General features: G+C 56.1%; 18 protein-coding genes. 12 read left to right on the top strand and 6 right to left on the bottom strand.

The genetic code is table 11. The features are described 5' to 3' along the window. Window positions 1-36: 36 nt before the first annotated feature. On the top strand, window positions 37-444 hold the full coding sequence (locus AC6T8Q_RS01645) for a DUF6960 family protein (RefSeq protein ID WP_500677435.1): 408 nt from the start codon (window positions 37-39) through the stop codon (window positions 442-444). Between the two features lie 386 nt (window positions 445-830). Here AC6T8Q_RS01645 and AC6T8Q_RS01640 read toward each other — a convergent pair whose 3' ends face one another. Then, window positions 831-2,210 (bottom strand): sigma-54-dependent transcriptional regulator, encoded by a 1,380-nt coding sequence (locus AC6T8Q_RS01640; protein WP_500677434.1) that lies wholly within the window; start codon window positions 2,208-2,210, stop codon window positions 831-833. 108 nt (window positions 2,211-2,318) lie between these two features. On the opposite strand from AC6T8Q_RS01640, the gene AC6T8Q_RS01635 reads away from it, so the two are divergent. Next, window positions 2,319-2,588, top strand: a complete 270-nt coding sequence (locus tag AC6T8Q_RS01635; RefSeq protein WP_500677433.1) for a hypothetical protein — start codon at window positions 2,319-2,321, stop codon at window positions 2,586-2,588. A gap of 161 nt (window positions 2,589-2,749) precedes the next feature. Here AC6T8Q_RS01635 and xerC read toward each other — a convergent pair whose 3' ends face one another. From xerC to AC6T8Q_RS01620, 3 genes are all read right to left on the bottom strand, one after another. Further along, window positions 2,750-3,649: a tyrosine recombinase XerC gene (xerC, locus tag AC6T8Q_RS01630; protein ID WP_500677432.1), complete on the bottom strand. Its 900-nt coding sequence runs from the start codon at window positions 3,647-3,649 to the stop codon at window positions 2,750-2,752. Window positions 3,650-3,744: 95 nt separating this feature from the next. Next, complete coding sequence (locus tag AC6T8Q_RS01625; protein ID WP_496920710.1) at window positions 3,745-3,999, bottom strand: hypothetical protein; 255 nt, start codon at window positions 3,997-3,999, stop codon at window positions 3,745-3,747. Between the two features lie 175 nt (window positions 4,000-4,174). Then, window positions 4,175-5,368 carry a hypothetical protein gene (locus AC6T8Q_RS01620; protein ID WP_500677431.1) on the bottom strand — a complete coding sequence of 398 codons (1,194 nt, stop codon included), beginning with the start codon at window positions 5,366-5,368 and terminating at the stop codon, window positions 4,175-4,177. Between the two features lie 235 nt (window positions 5,369-5,603). Here AC6T8Q_RS01620 and AC6T8Q_RS01615 point away from each other — a divergent pair, with 235 nt between their 5' ends. Next, the gene (locus tag AC6T8Q_RS01615) at window positions 5,604-5,801 is read left to right on the top strand and encodes a hypothetical protein (protein WP_500677430.1); all 198 of its coding nucleotides are present in this window, start codon (window positions 5,604-5,606) and stop codon (window positions 5,799-5,801) included. 563 nt (window positions 5,802-6,364) lie between these two features. Here the strand turns inward: AC6T8Q_RS01615 and AC6T8Q_RS01610 are convergent. After that, window positions 6,365-6,928 (bottom strand): hypothetical protein, encoded by a 564-nt coding sequence (locus tag AC6T8Q_RS01610; protein WP_500677429.1) that lies wholly within the window; start codon window positions 6,926-6,928, stop codon window positions 6,365-6,367. Between the two features lie 398 nt (window positions 6,929-7,326). Between AC6T8Q_RS01610 and AC6T8Q_RS01605 the strand changes: the two genes are divergently transcribed. The 4 genes from AC6T8Q_RS01605 (at window position 7,327) to AC6T8Q_RS01590 (ending at window position 11,611) form a co-directional block, all read left to right on the top strand. Further along, a complete protein-coding gene (locus tag AC6T8Q_RS01605; protein WP_500677428.1) occupies window positions 7,327-7,713 on the top strand; it encodes a RidA family protein in 387 nt (128 codons plus the stop codon). A 49-nt stretch (window positions 7,714-7,762) separates the two neighbouring features. Then, on the top strand, window positions 7,763-8,722 hold the full coding sequence (locus AC6T8Q_RS01600) for a hypothetical protein (RefSeq protein WP_500677427.1): 960 nt from the start codon (window positions 7,763-7,765) through the stop codon (window positions 8,720-8,722). Between the two features lie 218 nt (window positions 8,723-8,940). Then, complete coding sequence (locus AC6T8Q_RS01595; protein WP_500677426.1) at window positions 8,941-10,407, top strand: hypothetical protein; 1,467 nt, start codon at window positions 8,941-8,943, stop codon at window positions 10,405-10,407. Between the two features lie 10 nt (window positions 10,408-10,417). Beyond that, window positions 10,418-11,611 (top strand): polysaccharide biosynthesis/export family protein, encoded by a 1,194-nt coding sequence (locus tag AC6T8Q_RS01590; protein WP_500677425.1) that lies wholly within the window; start codon window positions 10,418-10,420, stop codon window positions 11,609-11,611. Window positions 11,612-11,681: 70 nt separating this feature from the next. Here AC6T8Q_RS01590 and AC6T8Q_RS01585 read toward each other — a convergent pair whose 3' ends face one another. After that, a complete protein-coding gene (locus AC6T8Q_RS01585; RefSeq protein ID WP_500677424.1) occupies window positions 11,682-12,530 on the bottom strand; it encodes a DUF4142 domain-containing protein in 849 nt (282 codons plus the stop codon). A gap of 121 nt (window positions 12,531-12,651) precedes the next feature. On the opposite strand from AC6T8Q_RS01585, the gene AC6T8Q_RS01580 reads away from it, so the two are divergent. The 5 genes from AC6T8Q_RS01580 (at window position 12,652) to AC6T8Q_RS01560 (ending at window position 19,547) form a co-directional block, all read left to right on the top strand. Continuing rightward, on the top strand, window positions 12,652-12,855 hold the full coding sequence (locus AC6T8Q_RS01580; RefSeq protein WP_500677423.1) for a hypothetical protein: 204 nt from the start codon (window positions 12,652-12,654) through the stop codon (window positions 12,853-12,855). Window positions 12,856-13,152: 297 nt separating this feature from the next. After that, window positions 13,153-14,697 carry a DcaP family trimeric outer membrane transporter gene (locus tag AC6T8Q_RS01575; RefSeq protein WP_500677422.1) on the top strand — a complete coding sequence of 515 codons (1,545 nt, stop codon included), beginning with the start codon at window positions 13,153-13,155 and terminating at the stop codon, window positions 14,695-14,697. A 149-nt stretch (window positions 14,698-14,846) separates the two neighbouring features. Beyond that, window positions 14,847-16,664, top strand: coding sequence for an SLC13 family permease (locus tag AC6T8Q_RS01570; protein WP_500677421.1), 1,818 nt, complete (start codon window positions 14,847-14,849; stop codon window positions 16,662-16,664). 36 nt (window positions 16,665-16,700) lie between these two features. Continuing rightward, a complete protein-coding gene (locus AC6T8Q_RS01565; RefSeq protein ID WP_500677420.1) occupies window positions 16,701-18,317 on the top strand; it encodes an AbgT family transporter in 1,617 nt (538 codons plus the stop codon). Between the two features lie 30 nt (window positions 18,318-18,347). Then, a complete protein-coding gene (locus AC6T8Q_RS01560; protein ID WP_500677419.1) occupies window positions 18,348-19,547 on the top strand; it encodes a M20/M25/M40 family metallo-hydrolase in 1,200 nt (399 codons plus the stop codon). The last annotated feature ends 32 nt before the right edge of the window (window positions 19,548-19,579 follow it).

Below are 19,579 nucleotides of genomic sequence, written 5' to 3'. Positions count from 1 at the left end.
GGGGGCAGCCTGTTCTTCGGCCGAGCATGAGGCGCGATGAAAGTTGATCCGAAATATGGCTGCTATCCTTGGTGGCCGGAAGATGGCAACGATTGGGTCCATCCCGAGGACGTGGAGCTTGCTCGGCAAATGATTCCGAGCCAGCGCATCTTTCGCCGCGATGGCGAAGAGAATCCTTATGTGATCCTCTACTACGGCGACGTTCGCTTGCGCGTGATGCGCACGCTGTGGCAAGAGGTTGTGCCCGAAGGTTTTGAAATCGGCGACTGGGTCGAAGTCCTGTCGCGCGGTTATCGCAACACGCCTCGCACGGCGGTGATCAAAGAAATCACGTGGGACGGCAACGCCCGGGCGATTCGCTATCAAGTCGCCGAGAACGAACAACTCGTTCCGAATCAATATAGTGCCGACGATCTGCGGCACGTCGAGCCGACGCGTTATTGAATTGGCACATCAATAAGACGCTAAGCCGCAAGTAGTCGCTTGCGGCTTAGCGTCTGTACTCAAGGTGCCAATCATGGTGTGCTAATAATCGCATGAAGGGGGTGCGGCCGCGGATTCACGACTAGAGGTTTCCCTGAAATCGATGATGAATCAATCGCCGCGTTTCACACGGCCGCACTTACGGAATCGAGCTGCGGAATATACTCCCCTCCGCTGCCCGAGAATTGAATCTACCCAGAATGTAATGAGGGGTTACAAGCGAAGCAACTAAATTGTGGGATTGTTTTCGCAAATGATTCAGTGGTAGCACCAGCAAGAATTAATTACTCAAAAAAACGCCCAGGAATTGCAATCCCTGGGCGTTATCAATGTTCAAAATCTGCACATTATCTTTCAGCGTATTTCCCGTCTTCCAGGCCAAGTTTTTTCATCTTTTTATAGAGCGTCGTGCGGTTCACGCCCAATGAGTCAGCCGTGGCATTGCGGTTCCAATTGTTCGACTCGAGCACATCGAGAATGATCTGCCGCTCGGGTTCTTCAAGAGCCTCTTTGAGCGTTCGGCTGCCCACTCGCGACATGGTCATCGTAGGACCACCAGCAATTTCGCGTGGCAAATCCGCGGGGACGATGACTTCCCCCTTGCCCAGCAACACGGCCCGCTCGACGACGTTTTGCAACTCACGGATATTGCCCGGCCAAGGATACGATTCAAGGGCGAGCAAGGCTTCATCGCTGAACCCCGTCACGGGCCGATTCGTATCTTCGCGAAGTTCCGCGAGGAAAGTTTGAGCCAACAGCGGAATATCGCTGCGACGTTCACGCAATGCGGGCAGCTCAACGTTGATCACGTTGATGCGGTAGTACAAGTCCTGACGGAATCTGCCGGCAGCAACCGCTTGGGCCAAATCTTCGTTCGTGGCCAAGATCACGCGCACGTCGACTTTGAATGTCTTCGAGCCGCCGACTTGTTCGAACTCAAGTTCTTGCAACACGCGGAGCAACTTCACTTGCATCGCGGGGCTGGCCGTGCCGATTTCGTCGAGGAAGATCGTGCCGCCGTTGGCTTGCATGAACTTGCCGATCTTATCGCCCGTGGCTCCCGTGAAGGCACCGGCGACGTGGCCGAACAATTCGCTTTCAAGCAAATTTTCGGGCAGCGCGCCACACGCGACTTCAATAAACGGCTTGCCGCTGCGTCCGCTTTGGCGGTGAATCGCGCGGGCAATCATCGATTTGCCCGTGCCGCTTTCACCTGTGATCAAAACCGTGGCTTTGGTATCGGCCACGCTGGTGACCATATCAAACACGCGTAGCATCCGCGGATCTTGTCCGACGACGCTGTCCATGGCGTGATGTTTGTCGAGTTGCTTGCGCAGCTGCTTGTTTTCTTCAATCACTTCGCGTTGAGCAAAGGCGCGCTCAATCGTCATCAACAATTCTTCGTCGATGAGCGGCTTGGTGAGATAATCAAATGCCCCAGAACGGAGCGCTTCGACCGCGGAATCGCCGTCGCCGTAGCCAGTCATCAGCACGACGTTGGTTTGAGGAAAGCCGCGGCGAATCTGTTCGAGCAGATCAAAGCCATCGCCGTCTTGCAGACGAACGTCGACGAGCGCCAATTCATAAGACTTGCGGCGCAGCTTGTCGAGGGCGTCCGAATAACCTGTGGATGTTTCGACTTGGAGATTCTGGCTACGAAGCCAATCGGCCATCGATTCGAGGACGTGACGGTCGTCGTCAACCAACAACATGGAACCTTGAGACATGGTGCGAGATACTCCCCGGCGTGAAGCGGCAGAAATTTCGCGAGAAATTTCCAGCGCAAATGCAAATGTGGTCTGGTGCAACCAATGCGTTTCGCGGGTGCGAAACATGTGAAACGGCGACCTGCCGCTGGGGAGTGGCGGAAACAGGCGATTACCGGTGGGGAGATTTCACAATGGGTTGTCGCTAAATATCTACGTTACGAAGAGGCAGCGGTCAAAAAATCGACGCCCAAGTTGCGCCAGGGAGTTCCGATTTTAACGATCGTGCATGAAGCAGCCGCGATCAGACCTGATCGCCGGTGCCCCGGCGATGCATCGCATCGCGGCTATAAAAACGATCGCCGGCGGCACGTGGCCGACACAACGAGTGCCGGGTAGTTGCCTGCTCACCCAAAACCACGGCCGCCGACGAAAAAGGTTGCTGTAGTTACGGTGCTAAGCGAGAAGTCGCGCGAAGTGTTACAAGAAAAAGTTAGCCGCGAGGCAAGCGAGTCGGAGACGAGCGCGGCTTGCCGCCTTCTGAGCTAAGCCGCAAGCGGCTATTTCGCTCGCGGATGGGCCTTTTCGTAGGCCAGACGCAGATTGTTGGTGCTCACGTGCGTGTAGATTTGGGTGGTCACCAAACTCTTGTGGCCCAAAAGTTCTTGCACGCTGCGAATGTCGGCTCCGCGATCCAAGAGATGAGTCGCAAAACTATGCCGCAGGGTGTGCGGGCTCGTGCGGCCATCGAGGCCTGCTTGCGCGAGATACTTTTCTAACATGCGGCCCACACTTCGCGTGGTGAGCCGCGTTCCCAGGCGATTCACAAACACGGGCGCTTCGCGGCCCTGCTTTTCCGTCTTGGCTAAGGTGCGTTCCGCGAGCCAATCTTTGAGCGCTTTCGCCGCGAACGAACCCAGTGGGGCGAGCCGCTCTTTGCGGCCTTTGCCGCGGACTTTCACGATCCCTTGCGCGAAGTCGAGATCGCCGTCGTTGAGATCCACGAGCTCGCTCACACGCAGCCCACCTGAGTACAGCGTTTCGAGGATCGCGCGATCGCGGAGCGCCATCGCGGTCTTTCCTTGAGGTGCGCTCAGCAACTTGCCCACTTCGTCGGTCGAAAGAAAATGCGGCAGCTTGTGCGACTTGCGGGGATTGCGCAGCGCCGTGGCGGGATTGGTCTTCGCCCAGCCGTCGCGCTGGCCGAAGCGATAAAAGCTTCGCAGCGCCGCGAGCTTGCGCGCGATGGAAGTTTTCGCGTAGCCGGCTTCGTGCATCGCCGAAAGGAAACCGCGAAGTTCCATCGGCGTGATCGCGGCCGGTTCGGGGCAGCTGCCATCCTCTTCGCTGTAATAATCAGCGAACGCGGTGAGATCCTCGCGGTAGCTCTTGAGCGTGTAATGCGATGCGCCCCGTTCAATCTGCAAGTGACGCAAGAATTGAGCGATTTGGCGTTGCATCTTTGTAGAGGCCAGAGGCGAGAGGTCGGTGGTCAGGATAAGAAGTCGGAGTCATGAAATCTGATCTCAGACGTCTGGCCGCTGACCTCTTTCTGCTACTCTTCAAAATCAAGCGGCTGCGTCAGCGAGATCCGATTCTTGGGTTTGGCTTCGCTCTTGGCTTCGTGCGTCATCTGACGAATCTTTTGGCTCAGCACGGCGGCGTCGTACCAACTGAAACTCAGTTCAGGATTCGAAGCGTACCGACCAAGCACACGCAGAGCCTCGGCCCGTTGCGAGTCGTCGTACAAAAAAATGTAGCGCTCTTGGCCTTTGACCAGGGCTAACACATTGATGTCGTCATCGTTCACAGTTGCAGCTCTCCGTGCGGCAGCGCGGGGGGAAGCTCTGCATCCATAGTGCCGGTCCATGGCAGCAGGGACATACGCGGGGTTCACTCGAATAGGGGTCACTACTCGGGCAATGGGGTCCGAGCCTCCGGCTCGGTGGAAACTTCATTCCGGCGAGAACAGTTTCCTTACGCCTCTATCGGCTTTCAGGCCATGCCCACAACACCCGTGTTTTTCGCGCCCCACCGCGGGCTGACAGCATTTCGGAGATATGCATGTGACAGCAGAAGCGGATGAAGTCGTCGCTGCGTTGTAAGTAAGCCTCCCAGCCACCGAAGCGTGCATCGTCTCTATGATAAACATAGCCTTTTAATGCTTCGGTGAGGTCGCGATCGGTCCCGCGATAGATTCGCGTGTGCATCAACACGGGCCCATTATTGGGCATGCAAGCGGGCCGTTCTGAGTCTGACAGTGGTGGCGCAAAACCCACTCCGCCTTCCCAAGTGAGTGGGTATGGGGTGATTGTTCCGCCTGGTCCGTTTGTGAGGCATGGTCCTTCCATGCCTGCTGCGGAAGAATTGCCGACGCACATCGCTGCTGGCGCTCCTTGCGCTGGCATGGCTTGGGCTGGCATTGGTTCCGCGGGCGTGGGTGCCGTCAGGGGGAGCTCTTCAATCGCTTGCACGAGTCGCAATTCATTCGAGGTGCTGGTACTGCTATGTTCTTCGAGCAAGCTTTCGCGCGATTCGAGTTCGTACGTTTCGGAATCGCTTTGCGGTGGCGTTGCTGGCGTGGGCGACTTGCCTGGTGCCGGCAACGGTTGAATCACTTGATCGCAAGCGGGGGCTTGCCCTTCCATTTGCGCGCGAGCCAGCGACATCTTCGCTTCATACACGAGCGAATCGGGAATGAACTCTTCCTCGGGCGTGTACCACGGCAAGCCATAGCCAGCAGGAATTTCGTGGAAGCCGGGGTTGGCTGTGTACCATTCGACGCGCAAGCCGAGCCGCGGCGGATAGTAAGGTGTGTAGTCGGTGACCGATCCAATGATGACGGCATCGACGCCCAAGATCTGCGCCAGTCGACGTGCTTCGCCAGGACCAGCCAGATCGATGCGATGCAGGATGATCGCTTCTTCGACGACGTTCACCGGCACGACTTCAAAGCCGGGCGTCTTTTGCAGCTCGGCGAAGTAAGCCATCGCCACCGCGCGACCGTCAAGAGTCGGTTCGTCGCTTTGATTGAAGAACGGTGCTATCGCCACAACGCTCAGTTGTGGGAACGGATTGCGGATCACAGGCTCGTCGCTAATCGTGGGCAGCACCAAGCTGCAACCCGACTGCGCGAGCAGCATTCCGCACATCAGAAGTAAGACAAGCGTGCCACGCATGGTGGTCGACGTTCCAACGTGAAAGGTAGCCCCCCTTTCAAATTGGCCACAGCGCGGCGTAATGCCACACAGTGTTGTCGGTATCTTCGGCAGAGCCGGCAGAGTCGCTGCAAGAAAACGTTGTCAAATCAACGAAAATGCCGGCACTGCTAGCGGACAAACTCAGCCGGAGGGCCACCGCCCTCCGGGAATTCGCCTATTTGATAGCAAACTCAAACCGGACTAAACTTACGTTATGACACTCCACGAACTCGAACACGCTGTTGCAGGACTCTCTGCAGACGAACTGGCCCAGTTTCGCGCGTGGTTTACTGAGTACGATGGCGAAGCTTGGGATCAACAAATCGAGGCCGATGCCCGCGCTGCGCGACTCGACGCCATGGCTGATGATGCGTTGCAAGCCCTTGGCAAGGTTAAGACGCGGGAGCTATGAGGCACTATGCCCGAAAAGAGTTCTGGAAAGCTAGCGATATTTTAGATACAAGAAACGCTTGATCGCAAACATTTGATGCATTAAACGCTGAGCATCAATGTCGTCACGAGAGATAGATTGGCAAAATCTTCGTGATCCTGACGAAGCGAATAAACTATTGTTTCTCTTCGACGGCCACTTAGTTTTGGTCAATATTCTTTTCAATCTCTCGCAATTCTCTCTTTGCAAGGTAGTACTTCCGCCCACACTTAAACTTCACAATCGACTTTTCTAGTTCTTTGTCATATGACCATTGATATTCATCAGGGCGGCGTGTCTTACAATTGCAATGAATAATTCTCGAAAGTTTTCTTTGATGAAGAAAGGATGCAAAGTTAGCAACTAGTTGTAGTGTTGTGGCGGCAAGGATAACACACAAAATGCCAAAAAGTATTCCAATCCAGAATCCCCACATCGTATTGCCGCAAATGCCGCACGCTATTCCAAAGCATAACAGCATTAGAACGGCGACAAGCTCAATAAGAGTCATTCTTGTTTTCAGAGTCGTCTGAGAACCATGACGATTATCCAAGTCGCCGGATACCTAACAGCACAATCGAGCCGATGCAAAGACAAATTGAACTTGGCTCGGGTGTGACAATAGCGGTGAAAGTGAGAGGAAAGCTACCGTACACAAAGCTGCCCATCCAATCCACCCAACCGTCCGTCATGCCGGTTAAGCTGATCGGCCCGACAGAAGAATTCCAATCCCAATTTTGCAACGGGGCAATAGCCAACATATGGCTGCCCGGGGCAAACGCTATGAGATATGGGCCCGATTGTGCGATGCCTGCGCCGTAAACTTGAAGCTTGTCGGGCCAAAACGGATTGTCAAGTATAACAGTGCCAAGCCCCGTAAGTTCAACTGACGCGGTCTTCGCAATCAAGGACGAATACAGTTTTTGACCGGAGTTATTCACAATCCGATCTAAAGTATCACCTTTAGCCGTCACCACAAACGATGAAAAATCTGCCTCGAAAATATCGGAATATCCGGATGTTTGCCCCTCAAAAATGAATGTGATCGGCTTCGCATCGCTAACAGCCGCTAAGACAAGAACCAACAGTAACGAATAAACCAGTCTCATTAGTAACGCTCCGTGTCGCAAAGTATGTCGGAATTCTAAACCGGCATTAAAATCTGGAGCAATACCATTAGCCTTTGGATTGCCCGCTAGATGACGGCCTGACTATTTCACGAACAGATACTAGGGCTTGGGATAAGGTGTTGAGCGGTATTGGGAATGATTCCCAGCCCCGTTTGCATGGCAGTTGAACAAAGTCCTCATTCCGAATTCCGTTGCCCGCTCCCTTATGCCATAATCATCACCAGGGCTTTGCGGAAAAGCCCAGAATGACTTTCGCTAATTCCTTTAGGCACGACTATGGCGCGGATCGCACGACTGACGTTCACCGAGGTGGTCGTTCCCGCGCGCGGAGGCGATCAATAGCCAGGGCATCAAAGAATTGAAACGTAGAGAATTTCATGAATAAAAAAGTTCCCGCTGGTGCCGTGCAGGATGCCACCGCTGGCCCGTATTCGCCCGTCCTCGAAGTGCGTGCCAATACGCTGGTCGTCATCTCCGGTCAGGTCGCCGTGGATTTAGAGGGCAACGTTGTTGGTGAGACCATCGAGGAACAAACGCGCGCGACGTTGGAAAATTGCCGCCTTCAGTTGGCCACGGCGGGTTGCGATTTCAACGACGTGTTCAAAGTGAGCGTGTTTCTGGCCGACATGCAAGATTGGTCGCGATTCAACGACGTGTACGTTGCGCTCATGCCGGATCCCAAACCGGTGCGCACGACGATCGGCTGCGTGTTGTATCCAGGTTTTCTGGTGGAAATCGAGATGTGGGCCGCCAAGCCAGCATGAAGTGGCGTTCTTCGTCGCCCCTGGAACAGATTCCGCTATAATATCGCACATGTTTCACTGGGATCAGGGTCTGTTTCTCACTCAAGCGGGGCTCGCGCTCGACGTTACGCGACGGCAGAAGGTCGGCTTCGTTTCGCATGCCCATGCCGACCACATCGCGCGGCATGAGGTGGCCCTCTGCACGTCGGCCACCTCGAAGCTCTATCAGCACCGCTTGGGATTGCGCCGTACAACCGACCTGCCCCATCGCCAACCTGTGCCCTTCGGTCCGTTCACGCTGACGACCTATCCCGCGGGGCATTGCTTGGGTTCAGCCATGTTGCTCGCCGACGACGGCGACAAGCGCTTGCTCTTCACCGGCGATTTCAAACTGGGTCCGTCGGCGACTTGCGAAGAAGCGGAACTCCCCCCAGCCGACATCCTGGTGATGGAATGCACGTTTGGCAAACCGAAGTATCGCATCCCGCCGCGCGAAGATGTCGTTGCCGAATTGATCGAGCTTGTTCGTAAGGTCCTCGGCGAAGGCCGCACGCCGGTGATTCACGCCTATGCCTTGGGCAAGTCGCAGGAAGTGACCAAGATCCTCACGCTTGCGGGGATTCCCGTGCAGCAGCATCCCGATATCTTCGCGGTGAGTCAGGTTTACAAGAAATGCGGTATGGATCTGGGCGAGGTGTCGGTCTTCAACGGCAAACTGAAACCCGATCACGCCGTGGTGACGCTTCCGCGCGGCATGAAAAATTTTCGCCTGACAGGGATTCAGCATCCCGTCAGTTTTTTGGTCAGCGGTTGGGCCATGGATGCGGGGGCGAAGTACCGCTACGGCGTGGACTATGCGCTCCCCTTGTCGGATCACGCCGACTTTGACCAACTGCTGGAAACGGCGGAACGCGTCGGGGCGAGTGAAATCTATTGCACGCATGGCCCCGCCGAATTCGTGGGGCATCTCCAAGCGGCGGGTTTCAACGCCCATCCGGTCACGGGGCGGTTTCAGTTGCGGATGTTCTAAAGCCGCTTGCGGCAGATAAACTCTGCCGATTATTCCGCTGCTAGCAATTAGAACGGTCAGTCTGTACCGTTTGTAGCGGGTACGCCGAACGACTCAAGTCCGATGGTAGGGGTTTTGCTGATTCGACCCGTCCGCGGTGGTCGAATCAAAATCACGAAGTACGACCCGCCGGGGAAGTACTGCCCACCGCAATCGTTCATCCAGGGAAGGTTGAACTGATGCCCCGTCATCGTTCGCTGCGCCGCCGTCGCCATCGACTGCAACGTTTCACGTGTGCTCTGCACCTGTGGGTCGGTTGCGCGCTGCTTTTGTCCGGCTGCAACAAGACCGATCCCGTGGAAATGGAGCGGCTGTATTTGGAATGGTCGGGGGATGTCTCGCAGACGAACCAAGTCTGGTCAGTCGCTGTCGAAGCCGATTCTTTGCCCGCGCCGCATGTCGAACAAGTCGCCAACACAACCGAACCCGCAACTGCTGAGAAGTCCCCCTATTGGCAATTCTCGGACGATACCCGGCTCATTTGCCTGCCGAGTGTTGCGGAAACAGAACGAGAATTTGAGTCTTCGCCGACCGTGCAAACCCTGGGCGAGGTCAATCGAGCCGAGGAAGATTTGCCGGAAGCAGAATCGACCACCGAAGGCTTCAGCTCGCCCGATGAGTTTGCCGGCTTGGATGTTCCCATGCCCGAGCCCGAAGTTGCTCCCGAAACCAAGCCGCGCGTTCGTGCGATTGAAGTCCCTGCTTACAACGAACTCTCGCGCGAAGAACGGCATCTGCTCAACGTGATCGAGCACGAAACCTTGACCGCGACCACCGGCGTGCTGACCGATGCCAAGCTTGATCAAGAATGCCGCGAGAAAATTGCCGCGGCTTACAAATTGAATCAACGTGGTGCCGCTTACGCTGCCCGCAAGCAGTTGATCGAAGTGCTACGGTTGATTTCGCAAGCCAAGGATGCCCGCGAATCGACCCGTTCGCGCTCCGAAAGTTTGGCGGCAGGACTGCGAGCTTTGGATGAAGCGGAAGACTTTGCTCCCAGTGGTTCGCAACTTGAAGCCGAGATGAGGCTCGACATCGTTTGTGCCGCGCATCGGACGCCCCTCGCACGGGAACTCGACCTCGCGAAAATTCTGCCCACTCAAATGATGAAACGCTATAACCGTTATGCCCAAATCAAATTAGCGGTTGCCGTTGCTGGCGAACCCGCGGGTTCGATGGCGTTGTACTCGCTGGGGAAACTCAACAGCCAACTTGGTGCCACCGAAGCCGAGCATCACCCACACGCCACGCGGCGGGCTGTCGCCTTCCAACAGGCGGCATTACTCGCACACAACGAAAATTATCTGGCCGCCCACGAACTCGGCGTGCTGCTCGCCGAGACAGGTCACTTCCCGGAAGCACAGCATTTGCTTTCGCAGGTCGCCGCCGAGCAACCCAACGCGGTGGTCTATCGCAATCTGGCCCGCGTGCAGGAGGAGATGGGACGGCCTCAGGACGCTCAGTCGAGCCGCACGAAGTCGCAATTGCTGGCCCAGCAAGGACGCGGCCCACGGCAGAATGTGAATTGGGTTTCGCAACAAGAATTTTCCCGCGATCAGATGAATACGTTTACGACACCCGCTCCGCAAGTGGCCAACCGGGCTGCTGCTCCCGCGCAGGCCGCCCCCACGACCGTTTGGCGTTAAGACACACACCATGAATTTTCCACGAATGATTCGTTGCGAAGTTTGGCTGACGCTTGTCGTGCTACTGAGCGCGACGTTTGTGCATGCGCAGGAATGCGTGAACCCCGCGGCACCCTTTCCGATTTGGTCGGTCGACAGCACAGCGGGAGTCGGACAGGGCGAAGTCGGTTGGAAAGCCCGCACGCACAGCGTCGATTGGCAATCCTACGCCCAGGGGGAATACGTCGGACATGCCCGCACACCCCATGTGCCCGAGTATAGGCTGCGGGTGGACGATCAGATCGCGTTTGTGTTTCGTCTGACTCGTGAAGAAACATCGACGCCCTACGAACTGCAAGTCGGCGACGTCGTCCGCGTGGAATCGCTCACTGGCGATACTGCCCCCTCGGCGAGCGCGAGCGACAACTCCGGTTCCGGGGATCGCATTTTCCGTGAACTTGAAGTTCAACCCGACGGCACGATTACGCTCCCGTTGTTGGGGCAAGTCCGCGCGGCACGGATGACTGTTGATGGTCTTCGCGAGCATCTGGAAGAGCTTTACAAAAAGTATTACAAGGTCCCCGCGATCACGGTCACTCCGATCAAAGTCAACACGCGATTGCAAGATTTGATTGCTTCGGTCGACGCGCGGCAAGGCGTGGGTGGTATCAATCTCAAGTTGACGGTCACCCCCGCGGGCAAGGTTTATATGCCCGGCATTGGTGCCTTGTGTGCCCAAGGGCTGACGCTCGAAGAATTGAGCGACGAAATCGATGCCCGATATAATGCGACGATTCCCGGCGTCGACGTCACGCCGGTGCTCGATCAGCGGGCCCCGCGCTATGTGTATGTTCTGGGTGAAGTCGTCAAACCGGGGCAATACACGCTCACCGGTCCCACGACTTTGATGGGAGCCCTCGCGATGGCTGGTGGTTGGCATCCCGGCGCCAACTTGCGTCAGGTGGTCGTGTTTCGCCGAGGTGACGATTGGCGGCTCATGGCGACGATGCTCGACATCAAGGGCGCACTCTACGGACGCCGCCCTGCCCCAGCGGACGAAATCTGGCTGAATGATTCCGATATCGTGGTCGTGCCTAAGACACAAATTCAGGCGACCGACGAGTTCATACACCAATATTTCACGCGCGGTTTATACAGCTTGTTCCCGCAGTTCGCGTTTGGGCAGTTTAACTTCGATAACTTCCGCACGATCGCGATTGAATAGCTTTGAACGCGCATAAAAAAGCCACCGTGCTTTAAAGAACACGGTGGCTCTATCGAGAATTCGTCAACAATTAGCGATTGCTCGCTTGTTGCGATTCGAGTTCCTGGCACAACTGCTTGGCATGATCCAAGTGTTGCTGCACCGATTGCTCGGATTCTTTGATGATCGAAGCAAGCTCCGGCGAAGCATGTTGCTGGCTGGCTTTCAGCTTGGCAAGCATTCCCACATGAGCACCGATTTGGCTGCCGGCAAACGCCTTGTCAAATTCCGCGCCTTGCTTTTCTTGCATCATCGACTTGGTCATCGACAAGCATTCTTGAGCCGCCTGGCGATTCATTTGCAGAACTTGATTGAGCGCACCACTGCCGGCCATGTTGCTACTGTTGATGTCAACTTTGTTCGCAGTATAACGCTGAGCTGTTGCCGAATCAGTTGAGACATACTTATCTCCCTCTGATGAACGATCTGCGGTCGCATCGCCGTTCACGTTTAAGCCCATGCTTTGATTGGCATGTTGCTGCAGCTTTTGAATCGCCTTTTGATGATCATCGACTAACTTTTGAGCGAATTCCTTGACCTGCTTGTTCTCGGCCCGATCAACGGCTTCTTGAGCCATCGCGACTTCTTCTTGATTGCCAATCAACAGGCAAGTCGCGATGAATTGATCGAGATTGGCATTGTTGCTCGCTGTATTGTTTTCAATCGCATCACCAACGCGATCCACCACGCCTTCGCGGTTCGCACGGCGATCTTGGCGATTGTCTTGCCGTTGGTCGCGATTTTCGCCGAGTTGACCTCGGCGGTCTTCAACTCGCTCACCGCGATTGACATCGGCATCGATGTCGACTTGGGTTTGGGCCATCGCCAAATTGCAACAAACGAGCCCCAACACCAAGGCTGAATACCTAACTACTCTCATGATCGTTCTCCCTCTGAAACACGGGTCTGGGAAACACCACGCAGCTTGGACAGATTCTCTTGTTTTTCGAGCATTCGCTCAGCCGCGACAATGAATGAGCAAAACTTAAGAAGCATCTCTCGTGCCGACGAGAGAAATTGGCGGATCTTTGATCGCTCTGAAAATGACCGACGAATACTGCGAAGAATGGCCTGCGGTGATTCGCGTGGTTGGTAGTGATTCAGCTCATGGCGAACCGCGAGCAGACAAGGTGATTGCCCACAAGACATGTATGGTGGCTTATTGTTCGCCGAACAACCGTGTTCAGCCGGTGGCTTCTATATAACAGCAGTAACATTAAGGCCGTCTTTGTATTTCAAAACGTACAGTTAAATTTTGAAACTTGGCTGATCCCCCCTCCCTTGCGGGAGGGGCTAGGGGGAGTTGTAAAAGGCATTTGCTATCACAACTCCTGCTGGCACCTCTTCTTAGTGACGCTTCAACCACAATTTCTGGTGTTGGTGGAAAGCCTTGCCGATTAAGTAGAGTGTTCCGTCGTCTTTCGCGGCGAACTCTTTTCGTTGTGGCGGTTTCTCCGATGGCTTTTAGTGGCGTACACGGCTGGTTAGCGTCTCTCACGACGATGTTGTTCGTCGTTATGTACGCGCCATTGGCGGTCGCGCAACTGGAACTGCCACCTGTTGAAGAAGAGCCAATCGACAATCTGGAAGAAGCACCGCTGCAAGTGGCGATGCAACAACCGCTGGAATACGCGCTCGAGGACGACCCCGGCCTGATTCAGAACGCGCCGGATGCGTATCGCGATTACGATACTTATCGCCGCACGGCTCCGCAATTTCCGAGCTACTATTTCAATCCCGCGTATTACAACACGCCCGACATCGGCGCGCGGGCCCTGCCCGACTACGCTCCTGGGGGTTACGAACCTCGCGATTATCAAGACGCGCCGGGAGTGCCGGAATTTTCACGGATCACCACGCCGGTTCGCGTCAGCACAGGATCTGGCAACTATGTGACGCAAGGGATGTTCCCCGGTTCGTTCCTCGTGCCGGGATCAACCACCTCATTCCGCTTCCGTGGCTTCGCGCGGTTGATGGCCTTGGGCGACTTCAATCCCATGGGCAGCACCGACGCCTTTGTGCCGAACACGATTCCCGTGCCGCAGGAAGAAGGCCGCAATTTCAACGTGAGTGCGCGGATGAGCCGCTTTGGGATCGAATCGTGGACGCCGACAACCTTCCGCGATTGGAACGTCCACACGCTTATCGAAGGGGACTTCTTCAACGGCCCCGCTCAAGCGGCAGGTGGCGGCGGCAATCCGTTTCGTTTGCGTCATGCCTTTGTCGACTTCGGTATCTTTCGCTTCGGGCAACAAAACTCCGCGTTCATGGACGCCCAGAACTGGCCGAGCCTGGTTGATTTCAATGGCCCCAACGGGTGGATCAACCAACGGCAGCCATCGCTGCGGATGACGTTGCCGCTTGCCGACCGTTTGTATTGGGCCACCGCGATGGAACGCCCCTTCTCGGATATTACGACCAACGGTTTGGGGACGGCGGTGCAAGAAGTCCCTGACTTCAGCACGCACTTGAGATTTGAAGCCACGCGGGGGCATTTGCAAGTCTCTTCGTTGTTGCGTTCGATCGGTTATCGACCCACCGGCGGAGAAACGGAAACCGAAACCGGGGTGGGCGTCAGCGGCAGCGCGGTCATTCATCCGTGGGCCATGTTGATGTGTACCGATCCCGTCCACGATCCCGATCCTTCGGGACTTACGCGGAGCCGGATGTTGATGCAATGCACATGGGGCCCGGGCATCGGCCGTTATGTGCAAGACCTCGTCGGCCAAGGGCTCGACGGGCAAGTGAACCCGATCACCGGAGAATTTGAATTGGTTGATGCACTGGGTTGGAACGCGAGTTACGAACATTGGTTCAACGCAAGTTGGCTGTGCAACACGACCTACTCGCAAGCCCACGCCGACGACAACATCGGCCAGCCGGGTACGACTTATGAATCGGGCACCTATCTGGCCACCAGTTTGTGGTGGCTCCCCATTCCACGGTTGTCGTGTGGCATCGAATATCTGTGGGGCGAGCGCGTGAATTTCAACGGCCAATCCGCCGACGCCAACCGCATCGACGCACTGCTGCAATACAACTTCTAAGTGTGTGAAAATCACAGCTTTTCACGGGGAATCAATCACCTTTCCACTGGTGGTCACCAAACAGCCAGATTATAAATGATCGTGTGTTTGGCGACGGAACGGCCAACACTGCACTATTTCGCCACGAACTCTTCAATTGTTTGGAACACATGAGTTTTGAGCTCGTCGTTGTGTTGTTGTTGCTCGTGACCGCGATCATCATGTTCGCGATCAACAAGCCCCGCATGGATGCCGTCGCGTTGATTATGTTGACGGCATTGCCTTTCACGGGTGTGCTCAGCATGGGCGAAGCGCTCACAGGATTTAGTGATCCGAACATCGTGCTGATTGCCGCGCTGTTTGTGATTGGTGATGGCTTGGTCCGCACGGGCGTCGCGCGTTATCTGGGCGATTGGCTGACCGCCAAAGCGGGTAGCAGCGAAACAAAGTTACTCGTGCTGTTGATGCTCGTGGTCTGCGGCTTGGGCTCGATGATGAGCTCCACGGCCGTGACGGCGATCTTTATTCCCGTGGCGTTACGAATCGCTCAAAGCACCGGCACGGCGCCGAGCCAATTGATGATGCCGCTGAGTTCCGCCGCATTGATCAGTGGCATGATGACGCTCGTGGCGACTGCCCCCAACTTGGTGGTCAACAGCGAACTTACGCGGCATGGGGCCGAGGGTTTTCAATTTTTTAGCTTCACTCCGTTCGGCATGCCGATTCTGGCTTTAGGGATTGGCTACATGCTGTTCGCGCGGCGTTGGCTGAGCACGGGCCAGGTGGGTGATGAGAGTCTCTCGCGGCGGACAACGCTGCTTGATTGGGTGCAAGAATACAAACTTGCCAACCGCGAGCATCGGGTCCGCGTGCTCGAAAGCTCACCCTTGGTGGGAAAATCGGTGGCCGACGCCCGGATGCGCGACAACTCGGGGGCGAATTTGGTTGCCATCGAGCGGCACGGCTCTTTGATTCAACCCAGCCCCAGCACCGAAATTCGCGTCGGCGATATTTTGTTCGTCGATCTGTTTGCAGAAAACGCGCGGCTCGAAGAACTCCGGCAGCGCTACGGCCTCACCGAACTCCCCATGACGGGCGGTTACTTCACCGATCGTTCGCAAGAAATCGGCATGGCCGAAGTGATCCTGCCGGCGAACTCGGAGTTGATCGACAAAACGTTGATCGAGATCGACTTTCGCCGCAAGTATCGCCTGACCGTGATCGGTCTGCGCCGTGGGCAGGATACCTATGAAGTGGGTTTGCGCGAAGAAAAACTGAAAATCGGTGATACGCTCTTGGTGATAGGTCCCTGGACAGCGATTCGCAATCTCTCGGGAGTGGGCCGCGACGTGGTGGTCTACAACACGCCCGTGGAACTTGATGAAGTTTTGCCGGTCCCCGGCAGGATGGCGCAGGCTGTATTTTGTCTGTTGTTGGTGATCGTGCTGATGGTCAGTGGTGTGGTCCCCAACGTGCAAGCCGCGTTGATTGGCTGCTTGTTGATGGGGGCCCTCGGCTGCATCGATCTCAACAGTGCCTACCGCGCGATCGATTGGAAGACGTTGGTGCTGATCGTCGGCATGTTGCCCTTTTCGCTCGCACTCGAACGGACCGGCGGTGTCGAAATGGCCGCGGATGGATTGATGAATGTGATTGGCAATGCCGGTCCACGAGTTGTGCTCGCCACCTTGTTTGCGATCACGGCGATTTTGGGGATGTTCATTTCCAATACGGCGACTGCCGTGTTGATGGCCCCCGTGGCACTGGCGATTGCTGGGGACTTCAATGCCTCGCCCTACCCGTTTGCGATGATCGTGGCCCTGGCCGCGTCGACCGCGTTCATGACTCCGGTTTCGTCACCCGTGAACACGTTGGTGGTCACGCCGGGCAACTACACGTTTGGCGATTTCGTCAAAGTAGGTGTCCCCTTTAGCTTGGTTGTGTTGGTGGTGAGTGTCGCGATGGTACCATGGCTACTACCGTTTTAATTCCCGGCTGGTTGTTTATTCCCGAAAGGACCACAAATGGCCACGAAAGAAGCTTCCAAGTCCACTGTTCAGAAACTGCTGGATGTTGTCGAGCGCGTCGGGAATAAAGTCCCTCACCCGGCGATCATCTTTTTGATTTTGATCGCGCTGGTGATCGTGCTCTCACACGTGTTGTATCTCGCGGGGGCCGGGGAGACCCACGAAGTGATCGTCCCCACGGAATACGAAACGATCAAACAAGCCAATCCCTACGACACGTACCAACTCGGCACCGACGTGGCCTACGGTGTGGAACTTCCCACGTCGTATGAAGTCGAAACCACCACGACGAGTGTGCGGAGCTTGTTGACCTTCGACGGCATGCGCTTCATCTATACGACGCTCATTCCCAGCTTCATGAGTTTCACGGCCGTCGGTTTGATCATCGTGGCGATGGTCGGCGTCGGTGTGGCTGAAGAGTCGGGCCTTGTGAACGCGTTGATTCGCAAGCTCGTGATCGTGTCGCCCAAGGGAGCCCTCACTTATTTTTTGGTGCTTGTGGGCATTCTTTCCAGCATTGCCGCCGACGCGGGTTATTTGGTGTTGATTCCCCTTGCGGGAACGGCGTTTTTGAGCGTCGGTCGCCACCCGCTCGCCGGACTTGCCGCGGGCTTTGCCGCCGTCGCGGGGGCCTTTACGGTCAACATGCTCATCAAACCGCTCGACGCGATTCTCACCGAGTTCACTAACGATGCGATTCAATTGGTGAACCCCGACCTCACGATCGGCCTCACGGCCAATCTCTGGTTTTCCATCGTGTCGGTGTTGTTTCTCACCGTGCTGATTGCGCTGATTACCGAAAAAGTAATCGAACCTCGCTTGGGTAAGTACCAGTCCGCGAAGAAGGATGAAAAAAGCGAAGGCCTCTCGGCCGACGAATCCCGTGGCCTGCGTTACGCCGGCTGGGCCTTGGTCGGTGTGTTGGTCTTCTTTGGCTTACTGACCTTGCCACCCGGCGCACCGCTGCGTGACCCGGAAACCGGTTCGATCATTGGCAACTCGCCCTTCATGAACGGACTGATCGCCGTGATCATGGTGCTTTTTATGGTGACCGGCATCGCCTACGGCTGGGGGGCCAAAACCATGAATAGCTCCACCGCCGTGATCAAAGCGATGGAGAAAGCGATTTCGAATCTTGGCGGATTGATTTTCTTGTTGCTCATCATCAGCCAGTTCATCGCGTACTTTAATTACACCAACATGGGGACAATCCTCGCCGTGAAGATGGCCAGCGTTCTGCAAGACGCTAACATCGGCCCGCTGTGGCTGCTGATCGGCTTTATCGTGGTCGTGGCGATTCTCGATTTGCTCATCACGGGGGCCATCGCCAAGTGGGCCATCTTCGCGCCGATTTTCGTGCCGCTGCTGGTGAAGCTCGACGTCGATCCCGAAGCGGTGCTGGCCGCGTATCGCATCGGCGATTCGCCAATCAATACGATCACGCCCCTCAATGCGTATTTTGCGCTCGTGGTGACATTCTGCCAAAAATATGACAAGAATGCTGGCGTCGGCACGTTGGTCGCGCTGATGTTGCCGTACGTCGTGTGGATGTTCCTGCTCTGGACCGCACTGTTTGTCGCCTGGCAAGTCATGGGACTTCCTTGGGGTCTGTAAAAATTTTCCATTCATTTGAGGTAAACAATCATGGCGAACTCAATTCCCCTCGACGTGAAGGCGGCGGAAGATCATCTCATGCGATTCTTGCGGGTCGAAGGTGTCACCGGCCAAGAGAAGGCGATTGCCGAAGCGGTGTCCGACGCTTTGAAAAAAGTGGGTGTTCCCGCGTCGGCGATTCGCTTCGATACCGTGAACGAACGCATTCCCTTGCCGACCGAAACGGGGAATCTCATCGTCAGCTTGCCGGGCACGCGCCCGGGGCCGCGACTATTGTTCTCGACGCATTTGGATACCGTGCCCTTGTGTGCCGGCGCGAAACCTAAACGCGAAGGGGACCGTATCGTCACCGACGGAACGACCGCACTGGGGGGCGACAATCGCACCGGCTGTGCCGTGCTCGTGAGTTTGGTCGAGACGCTTTACAAGAATAAACTGCCGCATCCACCGATTACGCTACTATTCACCGTCCGTGAAGAAAGTGGCCTGCATGGTGCCCGCGAACTGGACCCCAAAGATCTCGAAGGGGCCGTCATGTGTTTCAATGTCGATAGCAAACTCGCATCGGACTTGATCACCGGCGCGGTGGGCCAACAGAATTGGGACGTCGAGATCAAAGGCAAAGCCTCGCACGCTGGTGTTGCCCCCGAAAAAGGCATTTCGGCAACGCTGGTCGCTTCGATCGCGCTCACCGAAGCCCATCGCTCGGGTTGGTTCGGCAAAGTGGTCAAGCCCGAGGGCAAAGGAACAAGCAATCCCGGGGTATTCGGCGGCAAGAACAACAAGCCTGCCGGGGATGCCACGAACGTCGTGACCGACTACGTGCATATCAAAGGCGAAGCCCGCAGCTCCGATGCGGCGTTCGCGGCGACGATTGCCGACGCCTATCGCCAGGTCTTCGAAAAGGCGCAGGCCGAAGTGAAAGACGTCGACGGCGAAACGGCGGAGGTGAAATTCACGGCCGTGAAATCCTATCCGCCGTTCAACTTGGCCGATGATTCCCCCGCCGTGAAACATGCCAAGCGGGCCGTCGAAGCGATTGGCCTCAAGCCGACAACCGTTTTTTCCAACGGCGGTTTGGACGCGAATTGGCTCGATAAGCACGGCGTGCCGACCGTCACGATCGGCGCGGGCCAGTACGAGATCCACACGATCAAAGAATACGTCGACTTGCCGGAATTCGCGCAAGGCTGCCGTTTGGCCGTGGCGCTAGCGACCCTGGAAGCTTAATGAGCATCTGTTAAGATGCGGCAAGCGAAATC

Origin of the sequence: Bythopirellula sp. (assembly GCF_041737835.1) — a bacterium.
GTDB lineage: Bacteria > Planctomycetota > Planctomycetia > Pirellulales > Lacipirellulaceae > Bythopirellula.
This window is presented reverse-complemented; position numbering and strand designations above follow the sequence as displayed.